Source organism: Isoptericola dokdonensis DS-3 (assembly GCF_001636295.1).
In the GTDB taxonomy this organism is placed as follows: domain Bacteria; phylum Actinomycetota; class Actinomycetes; order Actinomycetales; family Cellulomonadaceae; genus Isoptericola; species Isoptericola dokdonensis.
This window is the reverse complement of sequence record NZ_CP014209.1, coordinates 882,003-900,302: the sequence shown is the minus strand read 5'-3', so window position 1 is coordinate 900,302 and position 18,300 is coordinate 882,003. Positions and strand designations below refer to the sequence as shown.

General features: G+C 73.5%; 18 protein-coding genes. 11 read left to right on the top strand and 7 right to left on the bottom strand.

The annotated features are described in order from the left end of the window. Window positions 1-126: 126 nt before the first annotated feature. Genes I598_RS04310 through I598_RS04300 form a run of 3 tightly spaced genes read right to left on the bottom strand, consistent with a single transcriptional unit; the run spans window position 127 to window position 1,591 of the window. Window positions 127-999 carry an SURF1 family cytochrome oxidase biogenesis protein gene (locus I598_RS04310; protein WP_068201590.1) on the bottom strand — a complete coding sequence of 291 codons (873 nt, stop codon included), beginning with the start codon at window positions 997-999 and terminating at the stop codon, window positions 127-129. Beyond that, the gene (locus tag I598_RS04305) at window positions 996-1,235 is read right to left on the bottom strand and encodes a hypothetical protein (protein WP_068201583.1); all 240 of its coding nucleotides are present in this window, start codon (window positions 1,233-1,235) and stop codon (window positions 996-998) included. The genes I598_RS04310 and I598_RS04305 overlap by 4 nt, the downstream gene beginning before the upstream one ends. Then, the gene (locus tag I598_RS04300) at window positions 1,235-1,591 is read right to left on the bottom strand and encodes a DUF3099 domain-containing protein (protein WP_068201582.1); all 357 of its coding nucleotides are present in this window, start codon (window positions 1,589-1,591) and stop codon (window positions 1,235-1,237) included. The genes I598_RS04305 and I598_RS04300 overlap by 1 nt, the downstream gene beginning before the upstream one ends. Window positions 1,592-1,765: 174 nt before the next feature. Between I598_RS04300 and fabG the strand changes: the two genes are divergently transcribed. From fabG to I598_RS04285, 3 genes are all read left to right on the top strand, one after another. Further along, window positions 1,766-2,488 carry a 3-oxoacyl-ACP reductase FabG gene (fabG, locus tag I598_RS04295; RefSeq protein WP_068201581.1) on the top strand — a complete coding sequence of 241 codons (723 nt, stop codon included), beginning with the start codon at window positions 1,766-1,768 and terminating at the stop codon, window positions 2,486-2,488. A 66-nt stretch (window positions 2,489-2,554) separates the two neighbouring features. Beyond that, window positions 2,555-3,322, top strand: coding sequence for an enoyl-ACP reductase FabI (gene fabI / locus I598_RS04290; protein ID WP_068201580.1), 768 nt, complete (start codon window positions 2,555-2,557; stop codon window positions 3,320-3,322). A 10-nt stretch (window positions 3,323-3,332) separates the two neighbouring features. Beyond that, the gene (locus I598_RS04285; protein ID WP_068201578.1) at window positions 3,333-3,890 is read left to right on the top strand and encodes a SixA phosphatase family protein; all 558 of its coding nucleotides are present in this window, start codon (window positions 3,333-3,335) and stop codon (window positions 3,888-3,890) included. Window positions 3,891-3,909: 19 nt separating this feature from the next. On the opposite strand, the gene serB is transcribed toward I598_RS04285, so the two are convergent. Then, on the bottom strand, window positions 3,910-4,611 hold the full coding sequence (gene serB, locus I598_RS04280) for a phosphoserine phosphatase SerB (RefSeq protein WP_068201576.1): 702 nt from the start codon (window positions 4,609-4,611) through the stop codon (window positions 3,910-3,912). Continuing rightward, a complete protein-coding gene (glgC, locus tag I598_RS04275) occupies window positions 4,604-5,848 on the bottom strand; it encodes a glucose-1-phosphate adenylyltransferase (protein WP_068201574.1) in 1,245 nt (414 codons plus the stop codon). The genes serB and glgC overlap by 8 nt, the downstream gene beginning before the upstream one ends. Window positions 5,849-5,917: 69 nt before the next feature. Here glgC and glgA point away from each other — a divergent pair, with 69 nt between their 5' ends. After that, window positions 5,918-7,144: a glycogen synthase gene (gene glgA / locus I598_RS04270; RefSeq protein ID WP_232314259.1), complete on the top strand. Its 1,227-nt coding sequence runs from the start codon at window positions 5,918-5,920 to the stop codon at window positions 7,142-7,144. Window positions 7,145-7,162: 18 nt separating this feature from the next. On the opposite strand, the gene I598_RS04265 is transcribed toward glgA, so the two are convergent. Continuing rightward, window positions 7,163-9,268, bottom strand: a complete 2,106-nt coding sequence (locus I598_RS04265) for a bifunctional lysylphosphatidylglycerol flippase/synthetase MprF (RefSeq protein ID WP_083972861.1) — start codon at window positions 9,266-9,268, stop codon at window positions 7,163-7,165. Between the two features lie 166 nt (window positions 9,269-9,434). Between I598_RS04265 and I598_RS04260 the strand changes: the two genes are divergently transcribed. Beyond that, complete coding sequence (locus tag I598_RS04260) at window positions 9,435-10,178, top strand: SDR family NAD(P)-dependent oxidoreductase (protein ID WP_068201572.1); 744 nt, start codon at window positions 9,435-9,437, stop codon at window positions 10,176-10,178. A 33-nt stretch (window positions 10,179-10,211) separates the two neighbouring features. Here the strand turns inward: I598_RS04260 and I598_RS04255 are convergent, their stop codons facing one another. Continuing rightward, the gene (locus I598_RS04255) at window positions 10,212-10,976 is read right to left on the bottom strand and encodes a hypothetical protein (RefSeq protein ID WP_068201571.1); all 765 of its coding nucleotides are present in this window, start codon (window positions 10,974-10,976) and stop codon (window positions 10,212-10,214) included. A 112-nt stretch (window positions 10,977-11,088) separates the two neighbouring features. Between I598_RS04255 and I598_RS04250 the strand changes: the two genes are divergently transcribed. The 6 genes from I598_RS04250 (at window position 11,089) to I598_RS04225 (ending at window position 18,274) form a co-directional block, all read left to right on the top strand. Continuing rightward, on the top strand, window positions 11,089-11,886 hold the full coding sequence (locus tag I598_RS04250) for an ABC transporter ATP-binding protein (RefSeq protein ID WP_068201569.1): 798 nt from the start codon (window positions 11,089-11,091) through the stop codon (window positions 11,884-11,886). 68 nt (window positions 11,887-11,954) lie between these two features. Continuing rightward, window positions 11,955-12,446: an NfeD family protein gene (locus tag I598_RS04245; protein ID WP_068201565.1), complete on the top strand. Its 492-nt coding sequence runs from the start codon at window positions 11,955-11,957 to the stop codon at window positions 12,444-12,446. A gap of 41 nt (window positions 12,447-12,487) precedes the next feature. Further along, window positions 12,488-13,684 (top strand): SPFH domain-containing protein, encoded by a 1,197-nt coding sequence (locus I598_RS04240; RefSeq protein WP_068201563.1) that lies wholly within the window; start codon window positions 12,488-12,490, stop codon window positions 13,682-13,684. A gap of 119 nt (window positions 13,685-13,803) precedes the next feature. Continuing rightward, window positions 13,804-14,535, top strand: a complete 732-nt coding sequence (locus I598_RS04235; protein WP_083972859.1) for a TetR/AcrR family transcriptional regulator — start codon at window positions 13,804-13,806, stop codon at window positions 14,533-14,535. Beyond that, complete coding sequence (locus I598_RS04230) at window positions 14,535-16,286, top strand: ABC transporter ATP-binding protein (RefSeq protein WP_068201558.1); 1,752 nt, start codon at window positions 14,535-14,537, stop codon at window positions 16,284-16,286. Before I598_RS04235 ends, I598_RS04230 begins: the two co-directional genes overlap by 1 nt. Window positions 16,287-16,345: 59 nt before the next feature. After that, window positions 16,346-18,274: an ABC transporter ATP-binding protein gene (locus I598_RS04225; protein WP_083973520.1), complete on the top strand. Its 1,929-nt coding sequence runs from the start codon at window positions 16,346-16,348 to the stop codon at window positions 18,272-18,274. The last annotated feature ends 26 nt before the right edge of the window (window positions 18,275-18,300 follow it).

Below are 18,300 nucleotides of genomic sequence, written 5' to 3'. Positions count from 1 at the left end.
CGGAGTCGCAGGCTCAGGCGAGAGCAAGGACTGACTGAGCCGGAGGCGCAGCCGCAGGCTCAGGCGAGAGAGGTCCGGGCCTGACGGCCCAGCGCTGACTCGCGCCGACCCGCGCTGACTCGCGAGTCAGCGCGGGTGGGCGGAGTCGACGAGGGCGTCCTCGAACTCCTCGTCGACCTTGCGGCGCCGGGTGCGCGGCGGCCGGGAACCGCCGAGCGGGTCGTCGTCGGCCAGGAGCTGCCCGGCGGTGACGGTGGCGGCGCGGGTCTCGCGACGCCACAGCACGACGTACCCCCCGACGGCCCCGATGGCGAAGATGGCCCACTGGAAGGCGTAGCTGAGGTGGGAGCCGGGGTCGGTGTCCGGTGCGGGCAGCGGCACGAGCGCGGTGTCGGCCGCGGGGTCCTCGGTGCGGAGCTGGCCGTACGCGCCGACGGTCGCGCCCGCGGCCCGCGCCTCGCCGGTGGCGCCGACGGCGAGGACCTGCTCGGTGTTGATCGCGGCGACGGTCGCCTGGTTGGCGTCGTGGTCGGAGGCGGGCTCGTCGGCGCGCAGCGTGACGGTGACCGCGACCTCGCCCGTGGGCGGGTCGGGCACGGCGGCGGGCTCGCTCGCGTCGGCCCCGAGGGGCACGAAGCCGCGGTCGACGACGAGCACGACGTCCTGCCCGTCGAGCTGGGTGCGCAGCGGCACCAGCAGGTGGAAGCCGGGGGTGCTGTTGACGGGCCGGTTGCGCAGCAGCACGGTGTCCTGGGGGACGTACTCGCCGACGACGACGGCGGGTCGCCACACGTCGTCGGGCGCGAGGACGTCGCCCGGGCCGCCGAGGACGTCGTCCAGGGGCACGGGGTCGGAGGTGTAGTTGGCCTCGACGAGCGCGATCTGCGCCTCGCGGTCGGTGTAGCGGTGCCACTGCCAGAACGCGGCGGTCACGCACAGGGCCGCGAGCACGACGGCGCCGAGGCCGAGCGTGACCCACTGGCGGCGGGTCCTCGTCACGCGCGCTCCAGCTCGTCGACGCCGACGGTCCGCTTCCAGAAGCTGCGGGCGCCGAGGAACTGCTCGAGGTGCTCGCGGTGGTCGTCGCACGCGAGCCAGACCTTGCGCCGGTCGGGGGTGTGGAGCTTCGGGTTGTTCCACAGCAGCCCCCAGCGCGCGTCGGCGCGGCAGCCCTTGGCGGAGCAGACGAGCGCGTCGGCGGCGACGGGGTCGGCGCCGAGGCCGAGCACGTCCATCAGTGGTCCTCCGGGGAGTCGTCGTGGTCGATCACGCGGTGGTCGGTCCCCGGTGGCCTCGTGGGGGCGGGACCGATCTCGCGGGGCATCTCGGGCGGGACGGCGTCGACCTCGTGGCTGGTGCGGTCACGACCGGCGTTGGCGAGGATGACGGCCGTGTACGGAAGGACCACCGCCCCGGCGACGCACACCCACATCAGCCAGCTGCCACGGGTGAACACGACGGCCAGGTAGATCAGCACGATACGCACACCCATCTGGACCAGGTACTGGCGCATCCGACGCCACTGGTCCTCGGCGAGCGCCGTCGGGGCGCTCGTGATCGAGTGCACCTCGGACGGGTCGTGCGTGCCCATACGTCGAAGTCTACGTCCGCACCGAGGGCCTCAGGTCTTTGGAGGTTTCCGACAATCGAGCCTCCGGACGTGTGCCGCGCCCCCAGCGGGGTCGGCGGCCCCGCGCGGGGTACGGTCGCTGAGGTGCACCGACGTGCGCCCGGGCCGCAGGTCCGTCGTCGAGAGGAGCAGCCCGTGGCAGCAGCAGCATCCGGTGGTCGCGTCGTCGTCGTGACCGGTGCGGCACGAGGCATCGGCCGGTCGATCGCGGAGCGGTTCGTGGCGGCGGGGGACACCGTGGCCACGATCTACCGGGGCGGAGAGCTGCCGGAGGGCGTCCACGGGTTCGTCGCCGACGTCACGGACACCGCGGCGGTCGACGCGGCGTTCTCGGACATCGAGTCCACGCTCGGTCCCGTCACCGTGCTCGTCGCGAACGCCGGCATGACCCGCGACCAGCTCCTCATGCGGATGACGGACGAGGAGTTCGAGCAGGTCGTCGACGTCAACCTGACCGGTACGTTCCGCTGCGTGCGCCGCGCCTCCAAGGGCATGATCCGGGCCCGCTCGGGACGCATCGTGCTGGTCGGGTCGGTCGTCGGCCTCTACGGCGGCCCCGGCCAGGTGAACTACTCCTCGACGAAGGCGGCCCTGGTCGGCATGGCCCGCTCGGTCACCCGCGAGCTCGGCTCGCGCGGCATCACCGCGAACGTCGTGGCGCCCGGGTTCGTCGAGACCGACATGACGGCGGCCCTGCCCGAGGACACGCAGAAGAAGTACCTGGCGTCCATCCCGGCCGCCCGCTTCGCGTCGACCGACGAGGTCGCCGGGGTCGTGCAGTTCCTCGCCTCGGACGCCGCCGGGTACATCTCGGGCGCCGTCATCCCGGTCGACGGTGGCCTCGGCATGGGGCACTGACCGACGAACTGTCCAACGGGCGCCCTGCCCGTTACGCTCCACCCAGAACTTCACTGAAAGGTCACCATGGCTCTGCTCGACGGCAAGAAGCTGCTCATCACGGGCGTCCTGACGGACAGCTCCATCGCGTTCCACGCCGCGCGGCTCGCGCAGGAGGAGGGCGCCGAGGTCGTGCTGACGTCGTTCGGCCGCCAGATGAAGCTGACGCAGGCGTTCGCGAAGCGGCTGCCGGTGGAGGCCCCCGTCGTCCGGCTCGACGTGACCGACGACGACGACCTGGCCTCGCTGGCCGACCAGGTGCGCGAGCACACCGACCGTCTCGACGGCGTCGTGCACTCCATCGGGTTCGCGCCGCAGTCGGTCATGGGCGGCAACTTCCTCGACGCCGGCTGGGAGGACGTGGCCACCGCGCTGCAGGTCTCGACCTACTCGTACAAGTCGCTCATCACGGCGGCCCAGCCGCTGATGACCTCCGGCGGCGCGTACGTCGGCCTGACGTTCGACGCGCAGTTCGCCTGGCCCGTCTACGACTGGATGGGCGTCGCGAAGGCCGGCCTGGAGTCCGCGAACCGCTACGTGGCCCGCGACCTGGGCCCGCACGGCATCCGCGCGAACCTCGTGTCCGCCGGCCCGATCCGTACCACCGCCGCGAAGTCGATCCCGGGCTTCGCGACGATGGAGGACAACTGGCCGCAGCGCGCGCCGCTGGGCTGGGACCAGACGACCGCCGAGCCCGCGGCCCGCGCCGTCGTGGCCCTGCTGTCCGACTGGTTCCCGGCGACCACGGGCGAGATCGTCCACGTCGACGGCGGCGTGCACGCGATGGGGCAGTGAGCACCCACCCATGAAGCAGCCCAAGCACGCGGACGGCGCCTCGATCCCGGGGCGTCGTCTCGTGCTGCTCCGGCACGCCAAGGCGGAGCCCTCCTCGGACTCCCTGCCGGACCACGACCGGCCGCTGGCGCTCAACGGGCGCAAGCAGGCGAGCCGCGTCGGGATGGCGCTGACGGCGGCGGGTCTCGTCCCGGAGCTGGTCCTGGTGTCGTCGGCGCTGCGCACCCGTCAGACGTGGGAGCTGGCCAGGGGCCACCTCGGCGGGGGCGGGGGCAAGGTGAAGGCCGTCGTGCGCGACGAGCTGTACGTGGCGAGCGTCGCGGACGTGCTGGACCTCGTGCGCGACGTCGACCCGTCGGTCAAGACGCTGCTCGTCGTCGGGCACGAGCCCACGATGGCCGCGACCGCCGCCTGGGTCGCCGACAAGGGCTCGGACGAGGGGGCGCTCGCCCAGGTGCGCGTCGGGGTGCCGACGGCCACGTACTCGGTGCTGCACGCGGTCAAGCAGCCCTGGCCCGAGTGGGGCCGGCGCAGCGCCAGCCTCGTGCGGGTGGGCCGCCCGAGCTGAGGCCGGGCCGGCCCACCGCTCAGGCGGTGCGGCCGTCGACCTCGTCGACGACCCGCAGCACCTCGTCGAGCCGGGGCCCGTCGATGCCGTACGGCGCCTGCTCGCGCACGAGCGGCTTGGCCGCGAAGGCGATCCCGATCCCGGCGGCCCCGATCATGTCGAGGTCGTTGGCGCCGTCGCCGACGGCGACGGTGGCGTCCATCGGCAGGCCGAGCTCGTCGGCCCACTCCCGCAGGGTGGCCTCCTTGAAGGCGCGGTCCACGACCGGCCCGACCGTGCGGCCGGTGAGGACGCCGTCGGAGACCTCGAGCCGGTTCGCGCGCCAGCGGGTGATGCCGTGCGCGGCGGCCAGCGGTTCGAGGATCTCGGCGAAGCCGCCGGAGACCAGCCCGAACTCCCAGCCGCGCCGCTGCACCTCCGTGACCAGCTCGGCGGCGCCGGGCATGAGGACGACGGCGTCGCGCACGGCGTCCAGCACGCTCACCGGCAGCCCGGCGAGCGTCGCGACCCGCTCCCGCAGGGACGCGGCGAAGTCGAGCTCGCCGCGCATGGCGCGCTCCGTGACGGCGGCGACCTCCTCGCGGGTGCCGGCGTGCTCGGCGATGAGCTCGATGACCTCCTGGGTGAGGAAGGTCGAGTCGACGTCGGTGACGACGAGTCGCCGAGGGTGCTGCGGGTCGTGCGGGGCGGACGGGGTCGCGGCGGGAGCGCGGTCAGGCAACGTGGGTACCCTTCGGGACGACGGTGATCCCCGACGGGGTGACGGTGAACCCGCGGGCCCGGTCCTCCTCGTGGTCGACGCCGATCCGGGCACGCTCGTCCACCACCACGAACTTGTCGAGGATGGCGCGGTGGACCTGGGCGTGCCGGTGCACCTGGACGTCGTCCATCACGACGGAGTCGGTGACGGTCGCCCAGGAGTGCAGGTGCACGCCCGGGGACAGGATGGACCCCGCGACGGTCGCCCCGGAGACGAGGACACCAGGTGAGACGATCGAGTCTGCCGCGTGCCCGAGCCGCCCGGGCCCGGCGTGCACGAACTTCGCCGGCGGAAGCCCGGTGTACCCGGTGAGCAGCGGCCAGTCGGAGTTGTAGAGGTTGAACACCGGCTGGACGGCGATGAGGTCCTTGTTCGCGTCGAAGTAGGCGTCGATGGTCCCGACGTCGCGCCAGTAGTCCCGGTCGCGGTCGGTGGAGCCGGGTACGTCGTTGCGGATGAAGTCGTACACCCCGGCGGTGCCGTCGGCCACGAACGCCGGGATGATGTCGCCGCCCATGTCGTGGCGGGAGTCGGGGTCGCTCGCGTCCTTCGTCACGGCCTCGACGAGGGCGTCGGTGTCGAAGACGTAGTTGCCCATCGAGGCCAGGACCTCGGTGGGGGAGTCCGGCAGCCCGACCGGGTTCACCGGCTTCTCCAGGAACTCCCGGATGCGCGTGGGGTCGCTCGGGTCGATGTCGATCACGCCGAACTGGTCGGCCATCGCGATGGGCTGCCGGATCGCCGCGACGGTGGCCCGGGCGCCGGACTCCACGTGCGCCTCGACCATCTGCGAGAAGTCCATGCGGTAGACGTGGTCCGCACCGACCACGACGACGATGTCGGGCCGCTCGTCGTCGATGATGTTGAGGCACTGGTAGATCGCGTCGGCGGAGCCGAGGTACCAGTGCTTGCCCACGCGCTGCTGCGCCGGCACGGACGACACGTAGTTGCCGAGCAGCGACGACATGCGCCACGTCTTGGAGATGTGCCGGTCCAGCGAGTGCGACTTGTACTGGGTCAGCACGATGACGTGCAGGTAGTGGGAGTTGATGATGTTGGACAGCGCGAAGTCGACCAGCCGGTAGATCCCGCCGAAGGGGACCGCGGGCTTCGCGCGCTGCGCGGTGAGCGGCATGAGCCGCTTGCCCTCCCCGCCGGCGAGGACGATGGCCAGGACGCGGGGGTGTGACGACGCCATGCCCAGAACCCTAGGGGCTCCGGCGACCGCATGCCGCACGACGCGGCGAAGGGCGCTACCTTGACGTGCGTGAGCACCCTGCCCCGGATCGACCTGCTGACCCGCGAGTTCCCGCCGCACGTGTACGGGGGAGCGGGTGTCCACGTCGCCGAGCTGTCCGCCGTGCTGCGCGCGCACGCCGACGTGCGGGTGCGTTGCTTCGACGGACCGCGACCGGGGGTCGCCGACGTCACCGGCTACGACGAGCCCGCGACCCTGGCGGGGGCGAACGCGGCGCTGCGCACCCTCGGGGTGGACCTGGCGATGGCGGACGACGTCGCCGGCGCGGACGTCGTGCACTCGCACACCTGGTACGCGAACATGGCCGGTCACCTCGCGGGGCTGCTGCACGGGGTGCCGCACGTCGTCACGGCGCACTCCCTGGAGCCGCTGCGGCCCTGGAAGGCGGAGCAGCTCGGTGGCGGGTACGCGGTGTCGAGCTGGGCGGAGCGCACGGCGTACCTCGGTGCGGCGGGCGTGGTCGCGGTGTCGGCCGGGATGCGTGCCGACATCCTGCGCTGCTACCCGGAGCTCGATCCCGCTCGGGTGCACGTGGTGCACAACGGGATCGACCTCGACGGGTGGGTGCGGCCCGCGGACGACGACGTCGCCCGGGTCGCCGCCGCGCACGGGATCGACCCGCAGCGTCCCGCCGTGGTGTTCGTCGGCCGGATCACCCGACAGAAGGGGCTGCCGCACTTCCTGCGCGCCGCCGCGCTGCTGCCGCCGGAGGTCCAGGTGGTGCTGTGCGCCGGCGCGCCGGACACCCCCGAGATCATGGCCGAGGTCCGTGGGCTGGTCGACGACCTCCGCACGGTCCGCGGCGGCGGGCAGGAGGCGGGCGTGGTGTGGATCGAGCAGATGCTTCCGCGGCCCGACCTGTGTGCGGTGCTCGCGGCGTCCACGGTGTTCGTCTGCCCGTCGGTGTACGAGCCGCTCGGCATCGTCAACCTCGAGGCGATGGCCGTCGGGCTGCCGGTGGTCGCCTCCGCGACGGGCGGCATCCCGGAGGTCGTCGACGACGGGGTCACCGGTCGCCTGGTCCCGATCGAGCAGGTCACCGACGGCACGGGCACACCCGTGGACCCGGCCCGGTACGAGCAGGACCTGGCCGACGCGCTGACCGCCGTCGTCGCCGACCCGGGCCGTGCCGCCGCGATGGGGGCCGCGGGGCGCCGTCGGGCCGCCGACCACTTCGCCTGGGCCGCGATCGCCGAGCGCACCATGGACGTGTACGCCGCGGTGCTGCGCGGCTGAGCCCCGGGGCCGGTCGGGTCAGGCCGGCGTCCGCCGCGACGAGCGGGCCGCGGCGACGAGGTCGCGGGCGCGGGCGTCGGGCAGGTAGCAGCGCACGAGCGCGACGCCGACCAGCGGCAGGGTGGCGGGCTCGGGCACGACGAGGCTCAGGGGGACGTCCCGGGGCTGGAACTTCTGCTTGAACCGGTGCAGGGAGTCGAACCCGTAGAGGGGTTCGAGGGTCGAGGCGAGCTGGTCCAGCACGGCACCGATGCCACCCTCGGGCGCGTCCTGGCCGTGCGCGAGCGGGCTGCCGGACAGGGACGCCTCGGTGGCGCCCTCGTCGCGGAACGTCGTCAGGGCGGACGCGATGAGCAGCTCCATCGTGTACCGGAAGGAGTCGGGTGCGCGGCGCATCACGTCGAGCGTCCAGCCGACGACCTGCCCGCCGGGCGCGTGCACCGGCAACCAGCTCGTCACCCCGTGCACCCGGCCGTCGGCGTCGACGGCGAGCCCGACGCGCACGGCCGGGTCGAGCGCCTCGCGCACCCCGCCGAGCGTGAACGCCATCTCGGGCAGGTCGCTGTCACCGAGCCACGCCGCGGAGATGGCCCGCACCTGCTCCAGGACCTCCGGCGGCTCCTGCGCGAGCGTGACGAGCCGGTGCGTGACGCCCTGCTTCGCCGCCTGGTTCAGCGCGGTGCGGACGTCCTGCCACTTCTTGCCGCGGAACTCCAGGCCCGGCAGGTCGATCACGGCCTCCTGGGCGACCGTCACGACGGTCCACCCGCGGTCGGTGGCGAGGGCGGTGAGCTCCGGACCCGCGGTGAAGAAGCAGGCGCCCAGCCCGGCGTCGCGGGTGGCCTCCACGAACGCGTCGACGAGCTCTGCCCGACCGATCGGGCCGTCCCCGACCGGGTCGGTGAGCGCGACCGCCACACCGGTGTGCACCTGGTGGGCGACGTAGCCGTCCGTGTCGCCCGGCGACCAGCGTTCGTTCCCCTCCCAGGTCGTCATCCAGGAGAGCCGCTGGCCGGCTCCGAGCCGCGTGAGCGTCTCCCGGGCGGCGTCCTGGTCGAGCCCGGCCGCGGCGTCGAGGCGGGCGCGTCGCCGGTTCCGGAACGCCGCCCGGCGGGCCACGAGCAGCACCAGCGCACCGCCGTCGAGCAGCAGCATGAGCACGAGCAGCGGCAGGTCGTGGCGGTCGGCGAGGGCGGCGCCGACGGTCGCCAGCACCTCCAGCAGCACCGACACCGTGGTCAGGACCACGGCGATCCGCCACCACGACCGGCGCCCGCGCAGCAGGCCGAGCGCGAGGACGAGGTCGACGGTGATGGACACGAGGCCGGCCGGCCAGCCCTCGCCGCCGAAGGTGCCCAGCGGGCCGCCGGCCGGGGACGCGAACGTGCCGAGCAGCACGAGCAGCGCCGAGATCGCGAAGAAGCCGGCGGCGTTCACCCGCGCCCGCTGGACCCGGCCCGTGGAGGTGCGCCGGTCGAGGCGTGCGCCCAGGAGGGGCCGGGCCAGCGCGAGCCCGGCGAGCCAGCCGATGACGTGCTCGACGTCGGCGATGCCGCCCCAGACGACCAGGGCGGCCAGGACGTACACGGTGATCAGGGCCGACACCCGGAACCGCCACGGCTGCGTCAGGCTGAGCGCCGTGACCGTCGCCGCGCCGACGACGCCCGCGCTGAAGCCGACGTCGAGCACCGACGCGGTGCGCTCGGCCCAGTCCCACCCGGTGCGGGTGAGCAGCGCCAGCCCGCCCGCGGTGCCGACCACGCCCACGAGCTGCGTGGTGATCGCGGCGACCGCGGCCCGTCGGGTCCCGAGCCGCAGCTCGGACCAGCCGACCAGCAGCAGGAACACCCCGGCGACGGCGAGGTACTCGGCGGGCAGCAGCGCGAAGAACGACCCCGTCACCGGCGTCCACCACCGGCCCTCGGCGAACGCCGGGGCGCCGAACGCGACGTGCTCGAACCAGGGGTGGTCCTCGAACGGGCTCCACAGCGCGCCGGTGACGACTCCGAGCACCAGCATGGCCGCGACCACCGCGAGCGTGAAGGGGACCCGGCGGACGACCGCCGTCACGCGGTGCCGTGGTCCGGCGGTCCGGTCCGTCGTGTCCTGCTCGGTCACGGTCATGCGTGCCTCCGGCGTCCGTCGCGTCGTCGAGGTCGAACCTAGTGCGGACCGTGCCGTAGCGCGCGTCGTCGCCGGTCGTGGGCTCCGAGCGGTCCACCGGGGCTACCATCGGTGCGCCCGCCGCGCCGTCCGGCCGTGCGGGCCCCACGTCGGAAGGACCCGCACCATGGCTCGGAACAGGGGAGTCGCCGTCGTCACGGGCGCGAGCTCGGGGATCGGCGCGGCCACGGCCCGCGCGCTGGCCGACGCCGGGTACGACGTGGTGCTCGGGGCGCGGCGCGCCGACCTCCTGGCGGACGTCGCGCAGCAGTGCGGCGGGCGGGCGATCCCCCTGGACGTCACCGACGACGCGTCGGTGGCGGCGTTCGCCGCGCAGGTCGAGCGCTGCGACCTGCTGGTCAACAACGCGGGCGGCGCGCTCGGCACGGACTCCGTCGCCGACGCGGACCTCGACGACTGGCGACGGATGCACGAGGTCAACGTGCTGGGCACGCTGCGGGTGACCAAGGCGCTGCTGCCGAAGCTCGTCGCCTCGGGGGACGGGCAGGTCGTCACCATCGGCTCGATCGCCGCCCGCGAGCCGTACCAGGGTGGAGCCGGGTACAACGCCGCCAAGCACGCCGTGGCCGCGATGACCCGGGTGCTGCGCCTGGAGCTGCTCGGGCAGCCGGTCCGCGTCTGCGAGATCGACCCCGGCATGGTGCACACCGACTTCTCGCTCGTGCGCTTCAAGGGCGACCAGGAGCGCGCCGACGCCGTGTACGCGGGCGTCGAGCCGCTGCTCGCCGAGGACGTCGCCGACGCCGTCGCGTGGGTCGCGACGCGCCCGTCGCGGGTCAACATCGACCAGCTCCTCATGCTCGCCCGGGACCAGACGTCCGCCCAGGTCGTGCACCGCCGGGCGCAGTAGGCCGCGTCGGGCGGTCGGCCTCCGCGGGACCGGTCAGCGGACCGCCGCGTACGTGGCGGCGCCGAGCGCCCGGCGGGCCGTGCGCTGCACCTCGCGCAGGGCCGTCGAGCGCTGGTCGACCTGCCACAGGTTGACCGCCCCGCCGTCGTCGGCGGTGGCGAGGTCGACGATGGCCAGCAGGCGCCAGGCGAGCTGCAGGACGCGCGCCCGGCGGCCCTCGAGGTCCGGCACCGGCCAGCCCGCCGTCGTCGAGTGCCGCACCGTCTCGATGGCGTCCGCGGCGTCGTCGCGCCAGCGCGCGACGTCGAGCGTGTCGAGGGCCTCCGTCGCCGTGACCAGGCTGGTGCGCAGCTCGCGCTCGGCCTCCGCGAGCGAGCCGACGGCGCCCGCCACGAGCGTCGACCACGGCGGCACCGGCGTCACCTCCCACGTGACGAGGTGCCCCGGCTCGAGGTCGCTGCCGAACGTGGTCACGCGGGGCACGGCCGCCCACGCGCCGTCCGGGGTGGCCAGCAGGACGCACTCGCCCGCGTCCACCGCCGCCTCCCCGACGGCGGCCGGGACCCCGGTCGGGTCGCCGGGCGCGGGCAGCAGGGCGCACACCTCGCGCGGGCCCGACGAGAACGCGGCCACCAGCTCGGCCAGGGTCGCGCCGTCGTCCGACCCCGGCAGGCCGACGACGTCGTGCGGCTCGTCGTCGTCCGTCACCGACCGCACGGCGAGGCCGTGCGACGCGCCCGTGGCCTGGAGCCACAGCGCGAGCACGACGCTCCGGGGCAGTGCCGTGAACTGGGTCATCACCCCGCACGATAGACGGCGCGGGGCGCGGGGCGCGCGCCGGGCCGGGTGCTGGACGGTGTGCCGGCGATGGTGGCGACCGCACCGCGGCGCTCCGGTAGGGTCGGGCACCATGAGCGCCGTTCTCGACCTGCAGGGTGTCAGCGTGCGACGGGGTCCGGCGACCCTGGTCGACTCGATCGACTGGAAGGTCGCCGAGGGGGAGCGCTGGATCGTCCTGGGCCCCAACGGCGCCGGCAAGACGACGCTGCTCGACATCCTTGCCGCCCGAGCGTTCCCCTCGGCCGGCACCGTGGACCTGCTGGGCGAACGCCTGGGCAAGGTCAACGTCTTCGAGCTGCGCCCCCGCATCGGGTTCGCGTCCGCGGCGCTCGCGGAGCGCATCCCGCGCGACGAGACGGTGCGCAACGTCGTGCTGACCGCCGCCTACGGGGTGACGGGCCGCTGGCGCGAGGAGTACGAGGAGCTCGACGAGTCGCGGGCCGACGACCTGCTCGCGGCGTTCGACGTCGCCGGGCTGGCGGACCGCCTGTACGGCACGCTCAGCGAGGGCGAGCGCAAGCGCGTCCAGATCGCGCGTGCCCTCATGACCGACCCCGAGGTGCTGCTGCTCGACGAGCCCGCGGCGGGGCTGGACCTCGCCGGGCGGGAGGAGCTCGTGGGCGCGCTGGCCGAGCTCGCGGGCGACCCGGCGTCGCCGGTGCTCGTCGTGGTGACCCACCACGTCGAGGAGATCCCGCCGGGCTTCACCCACCTGCTGCTCCTCGGCGACGGGACGATCGAGGCCGCCGGCCCGATCGAGGAGGTCCTCACCGCCGAGAACCTGTCCCGCGCCTTCGGCATGGATCTGCTCGTCGCCCACGGCGGCGGGCGCTGGCTGGCCCGCGCCGCACGACCCGCGGGGCGCTGAACCCTCCCGGCCCGCCTGGATCTTTGGTATTTTCTTGACCAAAGAGACGGCGTGGTCGGAGGGGGATCATGGACTCCTGGTTGTGGTGGGTCGGCGGGGCGCTCGTCCTGGCCGTGATCGAGATGCTGACGCTCGACCTGGTGTTCATCATGCTGGCCGGGGGAGCGCTGGCCGGGGGCGTGACCGCCGCCGCCGGCGGCCCACCCTGGTTGCAGTTCGTCGTGGCCTGCGTCGTGGCGGTGCTGCTGCTCGCGGTGCTGCGGCCCTGGCTGCTCTCCAACCTGCGTCGGCGCGAGCCGCTGGTCGAGACCAACGCCGCCGCGCAGGTCGGCCGGCTCGCCGTCGTGCTGGCCGAGGTGACCGAGACCGGCGGGCGGGTCAAGCTCGCCGGTGAGGTGTGGTCGGCGCGGCTGCCCGACGACGGGATCCCGAACAGCACCGGTCGCCTCGCCCCGGGCACCGAGGTGCGCGTCGTCGCGATCGACGGCGCGACCGCGGTCGTGCAGTCCGTCGCCACGGCGACGGGGCCGGCCACCGACGACGGCGGCCGGCTCGTCTGACCTTCCTGCGCACCATGTTCTGACAACCGAGAGAGGTACTCGTGGAACCAGCGACCATCATCGGATGGGTCGTCCTGCTCGCGTTCGTGGTCTTCGTGGTCACGGCCCTGTTCAAGATGGTGCGGGTGGTCCCGCAGGCCACAGCGCTCATCATCGAGCGGCTGGGCCGGTACAACAAGACGTTCGACCCGGGCCTGCACTGGCTCTTCCCGTTCGTCGACAAGGTCCGCGCGGGGGTCGACCTGCGCGAGCAGGTCGTGTCGTTCCCGCCGCAGCCCGTCATCACGTCGGACAACCTCGTGGTGAGCATCGACACCGTCATCTACTTCCAGGTGACCGAGCCGAAGTCCGCGGTGTACGAGATCGCGAACTACATCACCGGCATCGAGCAGCTCACCGTCACCACGCTGCGGAACGTCGTCGGGTCGATGGACCTCGAGCAGACGCTGACCAGCCGTGACCAGATCAACGGCCAGCTCCGTGGCGTGCTCGACGAGGCGACAGGGCGTTGGGGCGTGCGCGTCAACCGTGTGGAGCTCAAGTCGATCGACCCGCCGGCGTCGGTCCAGGGTGCGATGGAGCAGCAGATGCGCGCCGAGCGCGACCGCCGCGCCACGATCCTCACCGCCGAGGGTGTCAAGCAGTCGCAGATCCTCACGGCCGAGGGCGAGAAGCAGTCCCAGATCCTGCGGGCCGAGGGTGACGCGCAGTCGCAGATCCTGCGGGCCGAGGGTGAGGCGCGCGCGATCCTCCAGGTGTTCGGCGCCATCCACGAGGGCGACGCCGACCCGAAGCTGCTGGCCTACCAGTACCTCCAGATGCTCCCGGAGATCGCGAACGGGACGGCGTCGAAGCTGTGGGTCGTGCCGACGGAGTTCACCGCAGCGCTGGGCTCCATCGCCAAGGGGTTCGGCGGCACGCCGGGCACCCCGGGCATCCCGGCCGAGCCGACGGGCGACGACAGCGGCGACGGCGGCACGCGGGCCGGGCTGTCGGCCGCGCTGGCGAGCTCCGGGCTGCAGGACCCGGGCGAGGCGCTGGCCGAGGCGCGCCGCCAGGCGGAGGCCGCCACGGCGGACGCCACGAGCTCGGGCACCCGCTCGGGAATGCCGTTCGACCCGTCGGTCGAGCGGGGGCAGCGCCCGCAGGGGGAGACGCACCAGGCGCCGCCCCCGCCGCAGGCGCAGCCGCGGACGCTCGGCGAGGGCGAGACCCCGCCCGCGCCTCCGCAGCCGTAGCACCCGACCGCCGTCGCGGTCCCGCGCAGGGCCGTCGTCCACCCGGACGGCGGCCCTGCCGTGTGTGCGGACCGTCCGCGGGTTGCGGAGTGAGTGCTCACTCATTTAACCTCGACGGCATGACCACGCCGCCTGCCACCCGGGCGACACCGATGACCCCCGCCGACCGCCGCGCCGCGATCGTGGACGCCGTGCTGCCGCTCGTCGCCGCACGCGGCGCCGAGGTGACCAGCCGCGACCTGGCCGCGGCCGCCGGGGTCGCGGAGGGCACCCTGTTCCGGGCGTTCGGCGACAAGCGGACCCTCGTCGGCGCCGTCGCGTACGAAGGACTGCACCGTGCCTCCGGTCCCGAGGCCACCCGCGCCGAGCTCGCGGGCATCGACCCGGCCGACCCGCTCGAGGACCGGCTCACCGCCGCGATCGAGCTCGGCCGGGCCCGGATGGCCGAGGTCGTGCGGTGGATGAGCGTCCTGCGGTCCCTGCACGAGCGGGCGGGCGACGCCCCCGACCCGACGTCCGCGCAGGCCACGGAGCTCCGTGCCCGGCTGCTCGGGCAGCGCGAGCTGCAGCGCAACGTCACCGTGCACGGCCTGCAGGACCTCCTGCGTCCCGACGCGCACCGGCTGCGCGTGCCGGTCGACGTCGCCGTCGCGGTGCTCGAGGCCTCGATCGCCGGCACCCACGGCCGCATCGACCGGCTGACCCCCGCACCACCCGCCCGCGTGGTGGCCGACGTCCTCGTGCACGGGCTCGTGTCCGACGACCGCCGCCCGTCCGCGCCGGACGGCCGCCCTGCTCCTGCCGACGCGCCCGCGCACGGCAGCGGAACCCCCCACCCCGAGGAGCCCTGATGCTCGTCTCCCTGGCGCGGAGCTACCTGCGCCCCTACACGGGCGCGGTGTGGCTCCTGGTGGCCCTCCAGCTGCTGGCCACCCTTGCCTCGCTCTACCTGCCGGCCCTCAACGCCGACATCGTCGACCAGGGCGTGACCCGGGGCGACACGGCCTACATCATGCAGGTCGGCGGCTGGATGCTGGTCGTCAGCCTCGGCCAGGTGGTGTGCGCGATCGGGGCCGTCCTCGTGGGCGCCCGCACCGCGACCGCGCTCGGCCGCGACGTGCGCCGGGACCTGTTCGACGCCGTGCAGGGGTTCTCGGCCCGCGAGCTCGGGCAGTTCGGCGCGCCGTCCCTCATCACCCGCACCACCAACGACGTCCAGCAGGTCCAGATGACCGTCCTCATGACGTTCACGATCATCGTCATGGCCCCGATCATGCTGGTCGGGGGCGTCATCATGGCGCTCCAGGAGGACGTCGCGCTCTCCGGGCTGCTGCTGGTCGTGGTGCCGGTGCTCGGGATCGCCGTCGGGCTGCTGCTGTGGCGGATGGTGCCGTACTTCCGGGCGATGCAGAAGCGCATCGACGCCATCAACGGGGTCCTGCGCGAGCAGATCACCGGCCTGCGGGTCGTGCGGGCGTTCGTGCGGGAGCGCCGGGAGGTCGCGCGGTTCGGGGCGACGAACACCGAGCTGTACGACACGTCGCTGGCGGCGGGCAAGCTCATGGCGCTGGCCTTCCCGATGGTCATGCTCATCATGAACGCGTCCAGCGTCGCGGTGCTGTGGTTCGGCGGTCGTCGGGTCGACGCCGGCCAGCTGATGGTGGGCGAGCTCATGGCGTTCCTCAGCTACATCATGTACATCCTCATGGCGGTCATGATGAGCACGATGATGGTCATGATGGTGCCGCGCGCGGCGGTCGCCGCGGGCCGCATCAGCGACGTGCTCGGCACCCAGACCTCCGTGACCGAGCCCTCGTCGCCGGTCGCCCTGACGTCCCTCGCCGACGGGGAGGGGCCGCGCGGCGAGGTGCGGTTCGACGCCGTCGAGTTCCGGTACCCGGGCGCGGACGAGCCGGTGCTGCACGAGCTCTCGTTCACGGCGCGGCCGGGTGCGGTCACCGCGATCATCGGCTCCACCGGCGCGGGCAAGTCGACCCTGCTCAACCTGGTGCCGCGCCTGTTCGACGTCACCGGGGGTCGGGTGCTCCTCGACGGCGTCGACGTGCGCGACCTCGCCTCCGGCGACCTCGGCTCCCTGCTCGGGCTCGTCCCGCAGAAGGCCTACCTGTTCAGCGGCACCGTCGCGGACAACCTGCGGTACGGCAAGCCCGACGCCACCGAGCCGGAGATGTGGGAGGCGCTGGAGGTCGCCCAGGCCGCCGACTTCGTACGGGCGCTGCCCGAGGGTCTCGAGGCGCCGGTCGCGCAGGGCGGCACCACGTTCTCCGGCGGGCAGCGCCAGCGCCTGGCCATCGCCCGCGCGATCGTGCGCCGGCCCCGCGTCTACCTGTTCGACGACTCGTTCTCCGCGCTCGACTACGCGACCGACGCCCGACTGCGCGCAGCGCTCCGACCACGGACCGGGGACGCGGCGGTGATCGTCGTCGCGCAGCGCGTCGCGACCATCCGCGACGCCGACCAGATCGTCGTCCTCGACCACGGCCGCGTCGTCGGCCGCGGCACCCACGCCGAGCTCCTGGCCGGCAACGAGACGTATCAGGAGATCGTCTCGTCGCAGATGTCCCTCGAGGAGGCGGCGTGAGCACCGACCGCAAGGCACCTCCCGCACCGGCCCGCCCCGCCGGGCGCCCCGGCGGCCCGATGGGCGCGGCCGGGGCCCCCGTGGCCAAGGCCCTCGACTTCAAGGGCTCCCTGCGCCGGTTCGCCGTCGTCATGCGCCCCGAGCGGGCACGCGTCGTCTGGCTGACGCTGTGCGGCATCGTCTCGGTCGCCCTCACCGTCGTCGGCCCGAAGATCCTCGGCGACGCCACCGACGTGATCTTCGCGGGGGTCGTCGGCCGAGGCCTGCCGGAGGGTGCGACCATGGCGCAGGTCGTCGACGGGCTGCGCGCCGCGGGCGACGACACCCAGGCCGACATGCTCGCGTCGATGGACGGGGTGGTGCCCGGCCAGGGTGTCGACTTCTCCCGCCTGGGCGAGATCCTGCTGTGGGTGCTCGCGATCTACGTCGGTGCGTTCCTGTTCGGCTGGCTCCAGTCGCGCATCATGACCGTCGCCGTGCAGAACACGATGCGGCGGCTGCGCGACGACGTCGAGGCGAAGCTGCACCGCATCCCGCTGAGCCACGTCGACAAGCAGGCCCGCGGCGAGATCCTGTCCCGCGTCACCAACGACATCGACAACGTCGCCCAGACGACCACGCAGACGCTCGCGCAGCTCGTGACCTCGCTGCTCACCGTCGTGGGCGTGCTCGCGATGATGTTCTGGATCTCCTGGGTGCTGGCGCTCGTCGCGCTCGTCACCGTGCCGCTGTCGGTGATCCTCACCATGCAGATCGCCAAGCGCTCGCAGCCGCAGTTCGTCGCCCAGTGGGCAGCCACAGGCAGGCTCAACGCGCACGTGGAGGAGATGTTCACCGGGCACGCCCTGGTCAAGGTGTACGGCCACCAGGCCGCCGCCGCGGAGAAGTTCGCGACCGAGAACGACGCGCTCTACGAGGCGTCCCGCAAGTCCCAGTTCATCTCCGGCACCATGCAGCCGTCGATGGGGTTCCTCGCGAACCTCAACTACGTGCTCGTGGCGGTCATCGGCGGTCTGCGGGTCGCGTCGGGGCAGCTGTCCATCGGCGACGTGCAGGCGTTCATCCAGTACTCGCGCCAGTTCACGCAGCCGCTGACGCAGATCGCGTCGATGATGAACCTCCTGCAGTCCGGCGTCGCGTCGGCCGAGCGGGTGTTCGAGCTCCTCGACGCCCCGGAGCAGGACCCCGACCCCGCCGACCCCGAGCAGCTCGGCACCGTGCAGGGCCGGGTCGCGTTCGAGGACGTGTCGTTCTCCTACGTCCCCGACGAGCCGCTCATCGAGCACCTCGACCTCGTCGCGGAGCCCGGTCGGACCGTCGCGATCGTCGGCCCGACCGGCGCCGGCAAGACCACCCTGGTCAACCTCCTCATGCGGTTCTACGAGGTCGACGGCGGGCGCATCACCCTCGACGGCGTCGACACGCGGGCCCTCACCCGCGACGACCTGCGCTCGCGCATCGGCATGGTGCTGCAGGACACGTGGCTGTTCAAGGGCACCATCGAGGAGAACCTGCGGTACGGCGTGCGCGACGGTGCCGAGGTCGGCGAGGAGGAGTTCCTCGCGGCGACGCGTGCCACCCACGTCGACCCGTTCGTGCGCACCCTGCCCGACGGCTACGACACCGTGCTCGACGACGAGGCCACCGCGCTGTCGGCGGGGGAGAAGCAGCTCCTCACCATCGCGCGGGCGTTCCTCGCCGACCCGGAGATCCTCGTCCTCGACGAGGCCACCAGCTCGGTCGACACCCGCACCGAGGTGCTCGTGCAGCAGGCGATGAACGCGTTGCGCGTCGGACGGACGTCCTTCGTCATCGCGCACCGGCTCTCCACGATCCGCGACGCCGACCTCATCGTCGTCATGGAGCACGGCCGCATCGTCGAGCAGGGCGACCACGAGACGCTCCTCGCGGCGGGCGGCGCCTACGCCCGGCTGTACGCCAGCCAGTTCGCCGCCCCCCTGACGGACGACGACGAGGACGGTGACTGAGCGGGCCGGTCCGTGGGAGGGTGTCC